12 protein-coding genes are annotated in these 13,058 nt (G+C 68.6%); 8 read left to right on the forward strand and 4 right to left on the reverse strand.

From position 1 onward, the window contains the following. Window positions 1–55: 55 nt before the first annotated feature. A complete protein-coding gene (locus tag IAE58_RS18040; protein WP_199934638.1) occupies window positions 56–2,695 on the reverse strand; it encodes a TonB-dependent receptor in 2,640 nt (879 codons plus the stop codon). A 188-nt stretch (window positions 2,696–2,883) separates the two neighbouring features. Between IAE58_RS18040 and queD the strand changes: the two genes are divergently transcribed. Both queD and IAE58_RS18050 read left to right on the forward strand, forming a co-directional pair. Continuing rightward, complete coding sequence (queD, locus tag IAE58_RS18045; protein WP_108748405.1) at window positions 2,884–3,246, forward strand: 6-carboxytetrahydropterin synthase QueD; 363 nt, start codon at window positions 2,884–2,886, stop codon at window positions 3,244–3,246. A 114-nt stretch (window positions 3,247–3,360) separates the two neighbouring features. Further along, entirely contained in the window at window positions 3,361–3,714 is a 354-nt protein-coding gene (locus IAE58_RS18050) for a phasin family protein (protein ID WP_199934639.1), read from the forward strand. 193 nt (window positions 3,715–3,907) lie between these two features. On the opposite strand, the gene IAE58_RS18055 is transcribed toward IAE58_RS18050, so the two are convergent. Together IAE58_RS18055 and IAE58_RS18060 are read right to left on the reverse strand one after the other, a co-directional pair. Next, window positions 3,908–5,380, reverse strand: coding sequence for a HAMP domain-containing sensor histidine kinase (locus IAE58_RS18055; protein ID WP_199934637.1), 1,473 nt, complete (start codon window positions 5,378–5,380; stop codon window positions 3,908–3,910). Further along, window positions 5,377–6,096, reverse strand: a complete 720-nt coding sequence (locus IAE58_RS18060) for a response regulator transcription factor (protein WP_199934636.1) — start codon at window positions 6,094–6,096, stop codon at window positions 5,377–5,379. Before IAE58_RS18060 ends, IAE58_RS18055 begins: the two co-directional genes overlap by 4 nt. 144 nt (window positions 6,097–6,240) lie before the next feature. Between IAE58_RS18060 and msrB the strand changes: the two genes are divergently transcribed. The 4 genes from msrB (at window position 6,241) to IAE58_RS18080 (ending at window position 11,057) form a co-directional block, all read left to right on the forward strand. Further along, a complete protein-coding gene (msrB, locus tag IAE58_RS18065; RefSeq protein WP_199934635.1) occupies window positions 6,241–6,819 on the forward strand; it encodes a peptide-methionine (R)-S-oxide reductase MsrB in 579 nt (192 codons plus the stop codon). Between the two features lie 2 nt (window positions 6,820–6,821). Continuing rightward, window positions 6,822–8,588, forward strand: coding sequence for a cytochrome c biogenesis protein CcdA (locus IAE58_RS18070; protein ID WP_199934634.1), 1,767 nt, complete (start codon window positions 6,822–6,824; stop codon window positions 8,586–8,588). A 14-nt stretch (window positions 8,589–8,602) separates the two neighbouring features. Further along, window positions 8,603–9,337, forward strand: a complete 735-nt coding sequence (gene msrA / locus IAE58_RS18075) for a peptide-methionine (S)-S-oxide reductase MsrA (protein ID WP_199934633.1) — start codon at window positions 8,603–8,605, stop codon at window positions 9,335–9,337. 277 nt (window positions 9,338–9,614) lie between these two features. Then, window positions 9,615–11,057, forward strand: a complete 1,443-nt coding sequence (locus tag IAE58_RS18080; protein ID WP_199933207.1) for a PLP-dependent aminotransferase family protein — start codon at window positions 9,615–9,617, stop codon at window positions 11,055–11,057. Between the two features lie 250 nt (window positions 11,058–11,307). Here the strand turns inward: IAE58_RS18080 and bioD are convergent, their stop codons facing one another. Beyond that, window positions 11,308–11,997: a dethiobiotin synthase gene (gene bioD, locus IAE58_RS18085; protein WP_199933208.1), complete on the reverse strand. Its 690-nt coding sequence runs from the start codon at window positions 11,995–11,997 to the stop codon at window positions 11,308–11,310. Between the two features lie 84 nt (window positions 11,998–12,081). Here bioD and IAE58_RS18090 point away from each other — a divergent pair, with 84 nt between their 5' ends. Both IAE58_RS18090 and IAE58_RS18095 read left to right on the forward strand, forming a co-directional pair. Continuing rightward, entirely contained in the window at window positions 12,082–12,564 is a 483-nt protein-coding gene (locus tag IAE58_RS18090; protein ID WP_199933206.1) for a GAF domain-containing protein, read from the forward strand. After that, on the forward strand, window positions 12,561–12,920 hold the full coding sequence (locus IAE58_RS18095; protein ID WP_199933205.1) for a TfoX/Sxy family protein: 360 nt from the start codon (window positions 12,561–12,563) through the stop codon (window positions 12,918–12,920). Before IAE58_RS18090 ends, IAE58_RS18095 begins: the two co-directional genes overlap by 4 nt. Window positions 12,921–13,058: the final 138 nt, after the last annotated feature.

Below are 13,058 nucleotides of genomic sequence, written 5' to 3' on the forward strand. Positions count from 1 at the left end.
CCCCCCCCCCCCGCCCCCCCCCCCCCCCCCGCCCCCCCCCCCCCCGGCCGGTGGTTCAGAAGCGGTAATCGAAACCGACGGTGAAGTAACGCCCGCGCAGGTCGTACTGGGTGAAGTCGTACGGCGCGCGGATACCGGGGAACGAGGCGTCGTACGGCGGTGCCTTGTCGGCCAGGTTCTGCACCTTTGCGTACAGGGTCAGCTGTTCGAAGCCGGTGTAGGCCAGGTACAGGTCCAGCTGGTTGTAGGCATCCACGCGATCCTGCACGGCCGCGGCCGCAGTACTGGCCTTCTGGTCGTAGCCGCTGGTGTAGTACCAGGTCAGCGCCGCCTTTACATCGGCGTAGTGCCAATCCAGCGTGGTGGTGGCCTTGTTCTTGGGCAGGGTGGCGCCCAGGTTGCTGCCGGCGTAATCCACCAGCGGGCCGCCGACCACGGTGGGGCGACGGTAGTCACGCACGTGGGTGAAGGCGCTGGACACGGTGAAGTCGCCGAACGATTCGGTGGGAATGCGCTGGCGCAGTTCCACATCGATGCCCGAGGTCTTCAGGTTGCTCAGGTTCTGGTAGCGGTTGTACACCGCCAGCAGCTTGCCGCGGTCATCGCGCAACACCGCACCGGGCACGTTGTCGGTCACCAGGGTCTGGCTGTTGTTGGTGCCGACCAGGTTGTCCAGCTCGATCTTGTAGTAGTCCACGCTCAGGTTGGTGTTCGACCACGGCGACAGCACGAAGCCGAGGTTGTAGCTGCGTGTGCGCTCAGGCTTCAGATCGTTGTTGCCGACGGTGAAGAACGTGGGGTTCTGGCGCGAGCCCGGCACGTCCGGATCACGCGGATCGATCACGCTGCCGTAGGAAATGCTGGTGCTGTTGGAGTTCTCCGACAGCGACGGCGCGCGGAAGCCCTTCGAGGCCGAGGCGCGCACCAGCAGGATGTCCAGCGGCTGCCAGCGCAGGCCCAGCTTCGGCGAGAACGCATCGCCGAAATCGCTGTAGTGGTCGGCGCGCGCGGCGGCGGAAAGTTCCAGCGTGGAGGCCAGCGGTACGTTCACTTCGGCGTAGGCTGCGGTGACCTTGCGCTCGCCATGCACTTCGGCGATGGCCGGGCGGATCTGCAAGCCGGCGTCGATCTGCCAGGGGTTTTCCGAATCCAGCTTTTCGCGGCGCCATTCGGCACCGGCGGCGAAGCCGATATCACCGGCCCAGGTGCGGCCCAGCGTGCCCGACACCTTGGCATCGATGCCCTGCAGCACCGATTCGGCCGGGCGCAACGTGCTGATGTTGATCGCGTTGATGACCTCGGCCGGGGTGGCCGACGGGTTCAGCAGGTTGTAGCTGCCCGTGGCCAGCGCATCGGCCAGGGCCCAGCGGTTGGCGAAGCCACCGGACACCGTTTCGCGCTCGCTGCTGCGTGCGCCGAAGGCGCCCACTTCCCAATCCCAGTTGTCGGTGCTGCCGCGCAGGCCGACCAGGCCACGGTAGGCCTGCGAACGGTTGGTCTTGATGGTGCCGCCCAGGTCGAAGAAGGTGTATTCGATGGGAATGGCGCGGCCATACGGGTTGTACGGGCTGCTGGCCGGCAGGTTGGAGGACACCGGTTCGGCCAGCCCGGTATCGGCATTGAGCGCGAAACGGCCACTTTCCAGGGTGAAGTACGGGCTGCTGCCGAACCAGGACACGCCCTTGATATCGCTGTACAGCACTTCGCCGAAGGCTTCGACGTTGTCACTGACGCGGAAGGTGCCGTTGACGTAGGCCTGCCAGCGCTTGGTGGACGGAATGAGGGTGGTGTACGGCGCCTGGTTGAAGCCGCAGGTGTTGCCGGCCAGGCCGTCGATCGGCGCGCTGGCCACCAGGGTGGTGCCGGTGGGGCAGTTGCCGTTGGCGTCCAGCATCGGCACCGAGACGCCGTTCACCAGATAGCGTGCGCCCTTGGCCGACCAGCCGTTCCAGCGGCCGCCGGGCTGGTCGCTGTAGATGCCGCTCTTGGTCAGGTCGCGCTGGTCCTGGTCCAGGCGATCGCGGTTGTAGCCTTCCAGGCTGACCAGGATGTTGTAGCCGTCCTTGTCCAGGTCGCCGATGCCGCCGACGAAATGCAGCTTCTGTTCGTCCAGCCCGCCCTGGTCGGCGGTGCCGGTGCTGCCGCCGACTTCGGCGCCCTGGAAGTTCTGCCGGGTGATGATGTTGACCACGCCGGCCACGGCGTCCGAGCCGTACACGGCCGAGGCGCCGTCCTTGAGCACTTCGATGCGTTCAACGGCCACCAGCGGCAGCGCGTTGAGGTTGACGAAGGTGTCCGACAGGCCGCCGGCCGGGAAGCCGTAGTTGGCCAGGCGACGGCCGTTCAGCAGCACCAGCGTGTTCTTCTGCGAAAGGCCGCGCAGGCCGATGCCGGCCGAACCCGATGCCCAACCGTTGTTGGTGGTTTCGTTGGCGGCGTTGCCGGTGTTGGCCGAGATCGAGCGCAGCACGTCGGCCACAGTGGCCTTGCCGCTGGCCTGCAGCTGCTCGTGGCCGATCACCTGCACGGGGTTGGAGGCTTCGGTGTCGGAGCGCTTGATGTTGGAACCGGTAACGCGCACGGCGGCCAGGGTGCTGGCCTCGCCGCTGGCGTCGGTGGAGGTGTCGGCCGCCGCGGACAACGGCGTGGCCAGGGCAGCCGCAAGGGCCGCTGCAAGGAGGGTGTTCTGGGGCATGACGTTCGTGGGGTGGTGGTGACGACAAGTTCCGCAGTAGTCCATGCCTGACCCGGTCCGGACCAATAACATCTCTTCATACGGATATAAGAGAAGCTAACATCTCTTTATCAAGATGGAAATGAAATGTTTACATCAGCAACCGATGCCAGGGGGCCAGCGCGCGGTTGGCGGCGTACAATCGCGGCATGGAAATCTTCAAAGTCTTCATGCTCGAGGCGGCGCACCGCCTCCCCAACGTGCCGCCGGGGCACAAGTGCGCGCGCCTGCACGGCCACTCCTTCCGGGTGGAACTGAAGGTGGAAGGCGAGCCCGGCGCGCAGACCGGCTGGATCATGGATTTCGGCGACGTGAAAGCGGCCTTCCAGCCGATCTACGAGCGCCTGGACCACCACTATCTGAACGACATTCCGGGCCTGGAAAACCCCACCAGCGAGAACCTGGCCGTGTGGATCTGGAACGAGCTGAAGCCGGTACTGCCCGCGCTGAGCGAGATCACCGTGCACGAAACCTGCACCTCCGGCTGCCGTTACCGCGGCCCGGGCGGCTGATCAAGCCATTGATCCTGAAGGTATTTTGAAGGCGCCTTGGGCGCCTTCGTTATTTTTGTTGCAATGCGGCATGATCGGCGTATGCTGCATTGCATCAACTTCTTCGACGCAGCCATGGCCAACGCCTTCGCCGATCGTTTCAGTGATGCCACCCGCCAGCTGGCGGCGGCCGCCACCCGTGCAAACCGGATGGCGCTGGAGAACGCGGAAAGCATGTTCGGTGTGCAGTTGAAGGTGATGGAACGCAACCTGACCGCGACCGGCGGCTGGCTGGGCGAACTGGCCCGCAGCGAGGACCCGGCAGGTTTGCTGCCCAAGGGCGCACAGCTGTGGCAGGACAACCTGCAGCGGCTGGGCCAGGCCCAGCAGGACATGGTCGATCTGGGCCTGCAGGCCGGAAAGGCCTGGTCTGAACTGGTACAGGGCCACAACGAATCCACGGCGGACGCCACGGCCAACAGCCACTGACGTTACGCCCACGCTCATTGCATGGGTCCCTCCCCCCATGCAATCCGGACCCGGCAGATCCCTCCCTCTGCCGGGTCTTTTTATGCCTGCGATTCGGCCAGGCGCATCCACGCATGGCGTGGATCTACCGACGATGGGTCCGGTCGCGTGCATCACGGTAGTGCCGGGCCATGCCCGGCGGGACGGCGGCGCGTCAGGCCGCCGCGCTGTCCGCACGCGGCAGGCTGAACACGAACAGCGCCCCCTGCGCGCTGTCACGCAGTTCGATGCGGCGGCCATGCAGCTGCACGATGCGCTGCACGATCAACAGGCCCAGCCCGCCGTTGTCGCCACGCCGCGCGCCCAGCGCTGCCGGTGCCTGGAACAGGCCATCGCGCAGCGCCGGTGCCACGCCGGGGCCATCGTCGGCCACGCTCACCTGCACGCTGTCCTCTGTGCCGCGCAGGGCCAGCGTGACCTGCCCCCCATCCGGCGCGTGGCGCAGCGCATTATCCAGCAGGTTGGTCAGCACGCGCTCCACCAGGCCCAGATCGGCGCGCACCAGCGGCAGGCCCTGCGGCACGTCGGCGTGCAGCCGCTGCCCGCGTGCCTGTGCCGCCAGCTCGAACTTCTGCAGTACGTCCTGCACCAGCTCGGGCAGCGCGAACACCTCCCATTCCAGGCGCACTTCGCCGTGTTCCAGCCGCGCCAGTTCGAACAGCGCGCGTGCCAGTCGGCCCACCTTCGCGCTCTGCGCCAGGGCGATGCCCAGATAGCGGCGGCGTTCATCCGCCGCCAGCGTGGCCTCCTTCAGCGCCATGGTTTCCAGGTAGCCATGCAGCGACGACAGCGGCGTGCGCAGATCGTGCGAGATGTTGGCCACCAGTTCGCGCCGCTGCAGATCCTGCTGGCGCAGCTGCTGCCACTGCTCGCCCAGGCGCTGCGCCATCTGCGCATGGGCATGTTCGAGGATCTTCAGTTCATCGCGCTCACCGGGGCGCAGCGGTGCCAACGGCGGCAGCACCGAAGGCGCGTCGATGTCGAACGCCTGGATGCGCCGGGTCAGCCGCCGCAGCGGTCGGGTGACCCAGTAGAAGGCCAGCAGGCCGGCCAGCACGCCCAGGCTGCCGACCAGCACGATCGACCACAGCGTGGTGTTCCACTGGCTGCTGGCGGCCAGATCATCGGCCAGCATCTGCCGGTGCTCGCCCACCAGCACCACGTACACGTAGCCGGCCGGGCGCCCCTGCACCACCAGCGGCGCCACGCTGAACACCTTGCGGCCGCGCTCGCTGCGCGGATCGTCGCCCAGGATCGGCAGCGGCGCGCCTGCAAGCAGGCGGCGCAGCGGCGCCACGTCCACGCGGTCGCGCCGCAGGTGGCCGCTGGGCGCATCGTGGCCGAGGATGCGGCCCTGCTCGTCCAGCAGGTACACCTCCACGCTGGGGTTGACCGCCATCAGCTGGCCGAACAGCGCGCGCACGGCGGCATCGCGCATGCCGCTGGTGTCCATCAGTTCGCTGCGCTGGGCGATGTGCTCGGCCAGGCCCAGCGAAAGCCGCTGCACCACTTCCTGTTCGTGCCGGGTATTGGCGCGCATCTGCAGCGCCAGCAGGGCCATGCAGCACACCAGCATCAGCGCGGCGATCACCGCGGCCAGCTTCTGCCAGAGATTGGGCGTGATCATGCGCCCGCCCCGGCCGGGTCCACCAGCTTGTAGCCGCGCCCCCACACCGTCAGCAGCCGGCGCGGGTTGGCCGGGTCGGTTTCAATCTTGCTGCGCAGGCGGTTGATATGGGTGTTCACCGTGTGCTCGTAGCCATCGTGCTGGTAGCCCCAGACCTGGTTCAGCAGTTCCATGCGGGCGAACACCTGGTCGGGGTGGCGGGCGAAGAACAGCAACAGGTCGAACTCACGCGGGGTCAGTTCCAGCGCGTTGCCTTCCACCGAGGTAGTGCGCGCCACCGGGTCCAGCCGCAGCCCGCCCAGATCGATCGCGCCGGCATCGATGCGGGCGCTCTGGGCCATGGCTTCGGCACGGCGCAGCAGCGCGCGCACCCGCGCCACCAGCTCGGGCATCGAAAAGGGTTTGGCCAGATAGTCATCGGCGCCCAGCTCCAGGCCGACGATGCGCTGGGTCTCGCTGCCGCGCGCACTGATGATGATGATCGGCACGTAGCGCGCCATCGAGCGCGCACGCTGGCAGACCTGCAGCCCGTCCACGCCCGGCAGCATCACATCCAGCACCAGCGCGTCCCACGGGCCATCCTGTTCCAGCAGGTGCAGGCCGGCATCGCCGGTGGCCGCGTGCATCACCGCATAGCCTTCGTCGGCCAGGTGCATGCGCAGCAGATCAGCGATATGGACATCGTCTTCGACAATCAGGACGCGTTTTGCGGACATCGGCAGCTCGGGGCCAGTGGGGAGGCTGCCCGCATTGTGGCGCGGGAGCGCGGCCGATACCTCACGAAAAATTGAATCCTGCGTGAGGATTCGTTGACCCGGGCAGGCGCAGCATGGCCCCGTCGCCCCTTCCCGGAGTCCGCCATGCCCCTCACCCGACGCCACCTGCTGGGTCTGGGCGGTGCCGCCACCGCCGCTGGCCTGCTTGGCCTGGCCGCCTGCAGCCGGGCCACGCCGGCAGCCGCTGAAGCGCGCCCGCAACGCCAGTTTGAAGTGATGCGCAGCGATGCCGAATGGCGCCGCCTGCTGACCCCGGCGCAGTACGCGGTGCTGCGCCAGCAGGCCACCGAACGTGCCGGCAGCAGCCCGCTGGACCGCGAGCACCGCAGCGGCACCTTCGTCTGCGCCGGCTGCGGCCTGCCGTTGTTCTCCTCGTCCACCAAGTTCGACAGCGGCACCGGCTGGCCCAGCTTCTGGGCGCCGTTGCACAACGCCGTGGGCGAGGACCGCGATACCACCTTCGGCATGTTGCGGGTGGAAGCGCATTGCCGGCGCTGCGGCGGCCATCTGGGCCACGTCTTCAACGACGGCCCGCGCCCCACCGGGCTGCGTTACTGCATGAACGGGGTGGCGCTGCTGTTCCAGCCCGGCACGGCACGGCAGGACGCCGCCGGCGGCTGGCGCGTGCCCGTGGGTGCCTCTTCTTCTGCTGCAGGAGCCTGACCATGCTGTTGCTGTTGCTGTCTTATCTGGGCGGTGCCCTGACCCTGCTCAGCCCGTGCATCCTGCCGGTGCTGCCGTTCGTGTTCGCGCGTGCCGACAGGCCGTTCCTGCGCAGCACCCTGCCGCTGCTGCTGGGCATGGCACTCACCTTCACCGTGGTGGCCAGCCTGGCCGCCGTCGGCAGCCAATGGGTGGCGCAGGCCAACCAGATCGGGCGCTGGGTGGCGCTGGTGCTGATGGCGCTGTTCGCGCTGGCCTTGCTGTGGCCGCGCCTGGCCGACCACCTGCTGGCGCCGTTCCAGCGCGTGGGTGCGCGCTTGAGCGCGCGTGCTGACGCCGCTGATGCCGCCGGCCGGGGTGGCGCCGGTACCTCGCTGCTGATCGGCATTGCCACCGGCCTGCTGTGGGCGCCCTGCGCCGGCCCGATCCTGGGGTTGGTGCTGACCGGCGCCGCCCTGCATGGCGCCAGCGTGGGCAGCAGTGCCCTGCTGCTGGCCTATGCGCTGGGTGCGATGACCGCGCTGGCGCTGGCGGTGTGGGTGGGCGGGCGCGTATTCCGTGCGCTGCAGGCGCGCCTGGGCCTGGGCGACGCCGTGCGCAAGCTGCTGGGCGTTGCCGCGCTGCTGGCCGTGGTGGCCATCGGCCTGGGCTGGGACACCGGCCTGCTGACCCGCCTGTCCACGGTCAGCACCGCGCGCATCGAACAGGGTCTGCTCGATGCCGTGCCCGGCGCGCAACCATCGCCGCCGTCGATGATGATGTCGGCCAGCGCTGCTGCGGCCGATGCACCGTTGCCCATGGAAGGCACCCTGCCCGCACTGACCGGCGCCACCGGCTGGTTGAACAGCCCGCCGCTGGACCGCGAGCAGCTGCGCGGCAAAGTCGTGCTGATCGATTTCTGGACCTACTCGTGCATCAACTGCCTGCGCGCCATGCCCTATGTACACGAGTGGGAACGCCGCTACCGCGACCACGGCCTGGTGGTGATCGGCGTGCACACGCCGGAGTTCGCCTTCGAACGCGACCCGCGCAACGTCATGAAGGCGGTGCAGCAACTGAAGGTTGAGTACCCGGTGGCGCTGGACAACCAGTACGCGATCTGGCGCGCGTTCAACAACAACTATTGGCCGGCGCACTACTTCGTGGATGCGCAGGGCAACATCCGCGCGCACCAGTTCGGCGAGGGCAACTATGCGCATTCCGAACAGGTGATCCGTCGCCTGCTGACCGAGGCCGGGCAGACCGATCTGCCGGCACCGGCCGACCCCGCTGCCGCCGATCTGCAGGGCGTGGCCGCGCAGGCCGACATGGGCAACCTGCGTTCACCGGAAACCTACCTGGGCCATGCGCGTGCCGAACAGTTCGCCTCGCCCGGCGGCCAGCGCGACGACACGCCGTTCGACTACACCCTGCCCGCTGCGCTGCAGTTGAACCAGTGGGGGCTGGCCGGGCGCTGGACGGTAAGCGATGAAGCGGCGCAACTGCAGCAGAGCGGCGGTCGCATCGGTTTCCAGTTCCATGCACGCGACCTGCATCTGGTGCTGGCCCCCGGCGCGGACGGACGCCCGGTGCGCTTCCGCGTGCTGCTGGATGGCAGGCCATTGCCTGCCGCGGACGCCGGCACGGATGTGCGCGCCGATGGCAGCGGCGTGGTCGACGAACACCGGCTGTACCAGTTGGTGCGCCAGCGCGGTGCGGTAGCGCCGCACCGTTTCGAGATCGAGTTCCTTGATGCGGGCGTACAGGCCTACGCCTTTACCTTCGGTTGAACCGGGAGGATGCGATGAAGCTGTCCTTTGAACAGGGAATTGCCGCCGGCGTGGCCGGCCTGGTCGCCAGCGCACTGGTGGCAGGGGTGCTGTTGCTGGACCGGGGTGCCGTGGCCGCCCCGGTTGACGCGCCTGCGCCCATGGCCTTGCCCGCACCGACCGGCGCGGCCGCGTTCGCCGACGATGCCACCCATGCCAGCGTGGTGTTCGCCGGCGGCTGTTTCTGGGGCGTGCAGGGCGTGTTCCAGCACGTGAAAGGTGTGAGCAATGCCGTGTCGGGCTATGCCGGTGGCAGCGCCGCCAACGCGCGCTACGAACGGGTCAGCCGCGGTGATACCGGCCATGCCGAAGCGGTGAAGGTGGACTACGATCCGCGCCAGGTCAGCTACGGTCAGCTGCTGCAGGTCTTCTTCGCCGTGGCACACGACCCCACCCAGTTGAACCGCCAGGGCCCGGACCATGGCAGCCAGTACCGCTCGGCGATCTTCAGCGACGATGCCCGCCAACTGGCAGCCAGCCGCGCCTACGTCGGCCAGTTGCAGCAGGCCGGTGTCTACCGCGCGCCGATCGTCACCCAGATCACCAGCGGCCAGCGCTTCTACCCGGCCGAGGCCTACCACCAGAACTACATGGCCAACTACCCGCAGGCCGCGTACATCCGCTATTACGACGCACCGAAGCTGGCCGCGCTGGGCCGCCAGTTCCCGGCGCTGTACCGCCGCCAGCCAACGCTGGTACCGATGCGCTGATGGCACCCCGCTTCTGTAGAGTCGAGCTTGCTCGACTGCTTTGCCGATCAGTCGAGCAAGCTCGACTCTACCCGGGTCAATCAGTCGAGCAAGCTCGACTCTACCTGGGTCAATCGGTCCAGCAAGCGCGACGCCACGAACCCGCGGCAAAAAAAAACGCACGGCCACCAGGGCCGTGCGCTGCGAAAGTTCGGCCCTGCCCCGATCAGGCCGGTCCGACAGCAACATGCTAGGCTCGCGGGCAAGACGGGTACAGAGCCAGACCATGGCCAGAACGATGGATACAGATGAGCAGGCCGGCGTGGCCGCGCCCCGCTACCAGCGCTTGTCCGACGAGCTGGCCGAAGCCATCCATGGCGGGCGGTTACCGGTGGGCAGCCGCCTGCCCTCGCTGCGGCAGATGGCCTCGCAGCGCCAGCTGAGCCTGAACACCGTGATCGCCGCCTACCGGCAACTGGAAGATGCCGGTCTGGTCATCCCGCGCCCCAAGGCCGGCTTCGAGGTGGCGCCACGGCTGTCGGCGCCGCAGCGCTCGCTGCGTGATGCGCCCTCGGCTCCCACCGCCCCGCAGCAACACGCGTCGATGGCACGGGTGCTGGCCGCGCAGCAGCGCCCCGGCGTGGTCGATCTGGCGTTCGCCGGCCCGCGCGGCCGCCAGTTCTACCCCGGCGCGCAGCTGGCCCGGCACACGGCGCAGGTGCTGCGCCACGGCCAGCACACGCTGGAAACCTACGCACGCACCAACGGCTCACCGCGGTTGCTGGCGCAGATCGTGCGCCGCGGCCCGCGCATGGGCCTGCACACCCATGCCGACCGGCTGCTGCTGACCCACGGTGCGATGGAAGCACTGCAGCTGGCGCTGCGCGCGGTGGCCGAGCCCGGCGATGCGGTAGGCATTGAAGCGCCGTCCTACTTCAACCTGTACCCGCTGCTGGCCAACCTGGGCCTGCGTGCCATCGAAATTCCCACCCACCCGCAACACGGGCTGGATGTGGACGCACTGGATGCCCTGCTGGACCACACCGCGCTGGCGGCCGTGGTGGTGATGCCCACCGTGCACAACCCGCTGGGCTGCAGCATGCCGGTGGCCGAAAAGCAGCGCCTGGCCGAGCTGGTCAACGCCCGCCAGCTGCCCCTGATCGAAGATGCGGTGTACGCCGAACTGCAGTTCAGCGAGCCACCGGCGCCGCTGCTGAAGGCCTTTGATCGCGACGGCTGGGTGATGGTGGTGGGCGGCTTTTCCAAGACGCTGGCGCCGGACTACCGCATCGGCTGGCTCGATGGCGGGCGCTTCGCCGAACGCATCGCGCTGCTGAAATTCCAGAGCACCGGCGGCGAGCCGCAGTTCCTGGCCGATGCCGTGGCCGCCTATCTGGAAGGCGGTGGCTACGAGCACCACCTGCATCGCATGCGCCGGCTGTACCGCGAACAGGTGGGCCGCCTGCGGCAACTGGTGGCCGAGCACTTCCCGGCCGGCACGCGCGCCACCGAGCCGTCGGGCGGCTTCCTGCTGTGGCTGGAAGTGCCCGGCGTGGACACCGGCGAGCTGTTCGAACGCGCGTTGCAGCAGGACATCGTGTTCATGCCTGGGCACGTCTATTCGCGCGGTGCCCGCTACCGCCACTGCCTGCGGCTGTCGTGCTGCCAGAGCCTGGATGCACGGTTCGTCGGCGCAGTGGAACGGTTGGGCGCGATCGCGCGGGAGTTGGCGGCACGGTGATGACCGGCTGGAAACGACGACGGGAGGGTGACGACGGGGTAGAGTCGACTGTCAGTCGACTGCTTCCGGTAGAACGCCTGAAAACCCCGCGCTGCGCGCGATAGTCGACTCTACCGCTGCACCGCGCGCTGACCCGGGCCCAGGTGCTCGCTCAGGGTGACGACGGGGTAGAGTCGACTGTCAGTCGACTGCTTCCGATGGAACGCCTGAAAACCCCGCGCTGCGCGCGATAATCGACTGACAGTCGACTCTACCGCTGGCCCGCGCGCTGCTCTGCGCCCAGGTGCTGGCTCAGGGTTCGGCCGTCGGCACCGCGCAGATGGGGCAGCCGGCCCCAGCAGGGCATCGGCAGGCGCTGCACCAGCGTGGCCATGTTTTCGTCCTGGCGCTGCATGGCCGGGTCGATGTGGTTGCCGATCCAGCCCAGGCACTCCACCCCGGCCGCCTGCAGCGATTGCGCAGTCAGCCGCGCATGGTTCACGCAGCCCAGGCGCAGGCCGACCACCAGCACCACCGGCAGCCGCAGTGCGCGCACCAGGTCCAGCTGGTCCAGCTCTGCCGACAGCGGCGCCATCCAGCCGCCCACGCCTTCCACCACCACGGTATCGGCGGTGGCGCGCAGGCGCTCGAAGGCCGCCACGATCGGCGCCAATTGCACCTGCACGCCGTCTTCGGCAGCGGCCAGCTCCGGCGCCAGCGGCTGCCGCAGCGCATACGGGTTCAGATCGGCATAGGCCGGCACCGGGTCACTGGCCGCCTGCAGCGCCAGCGCATCGTCGTTGCGCAGCCCTTCGCCCAGATCGTGGCTGCCGCTGGCCACCGGCTTCATGCCCACCGCGCGCAGGCCGCGGCGGCGCAGCGCGTGCAGCAGCGCGGTACTGGCCGCGGTCTTGCCGATCTCGGTATCGGTGCCGGTGACGAACAGCGCCGGTGGCAACACGGTGGGCAACGGCATGGCAAGGGCTCCAGCAGGGCAACAGAGCGTTCATTATCGCTGGCCGGGCGCGCTTGCTAGACTGCGGCCATGTTCGCCAACGCCTCGCTTACCGGCAGCAAGCCGGAACAATACGCCCAGCTGCTGGAACAGGCCCGTGGCCTGGTCTACGGCGAGACCGACCGCATCGCCAATGCGGCCAATCTCTCCGCACTGGTCTACCACGCCCTGCCCGACCTGAACTGGGTGGGCTTCTACCTGTACGACGGCAAGGAGCTGGTGGTCGGCCCGTTCCAGGGCCTGCCCGCCTGCGTGCGCATTCCGCTGGACAAGGGCGTGTGCGGTGCCGCCGCCAGCCAGCGCGTGACCCAGCGCGTGGAGGACGTGGATGCCTTCCCCGGCCACATCGCCTGCGATTCGGCCTCGCGTTCGGAACTGGTGGTACCGCTGCTGCGCGGCGATGAACTGATTGGTGTGTTCGACATCGACAGCCCCAAGGTCGCCCGCTTCGATGGTGACGACCAGGCCGGCCTGGAAGCCGTCGCCCGCGTGTTCGTGGAGGCGTTGGGATGAGCGCGGCCAAGCTGCGCAACATCGGCCCGAAGAGTGCGGCCTGGCTGCGCCAGGTCGGTCTGCGCAGCCGCGAAGACCTGGCCGCGCTGGGCGCGGTCGGGGCCTTCGTGAAGGTCAAGCGGGCCGGCTTCAAGCCCAGCCTGAACCTGCTTTATTCGCTGGAAGGCGCACTGCTGGACTGCCACTGGCAGGAGCTGAGCGAGCCGCAGCGCGAAGCGCTGGTACAGGACTACGAAGCGCGCATTGCCGCACACCCGTTGAAGGCCGCCGGCCCGGCCTCGGGCCCGGTGCGCGAGCAGCGCTTCGATGATGACGACAACGACGGCAACGAGACCGACAGCGCCGACGAAGACTGAGCGCGCCGCGCTCGCCGGGCATGGCCCGGCGCTACCGGTGTGCGCGCGTCTCCGCCGGGCGTGGCCCGGTATTCGTCGGGTAGCGCCGGGCCCAGCCCCGCGCCCCCCGCACCGCTGCGGCAGCGCCAGCAGGTAGCC

It is taken from the genome of Stenotrophomonas sp. S49, from assembly GCF_016624905.1.
GTDB lineage: Bacteria > Pseudomonadota > Gammaproteobacteria > Xanthomonadales > Xanthomonadaceae > Stenotrophomonas.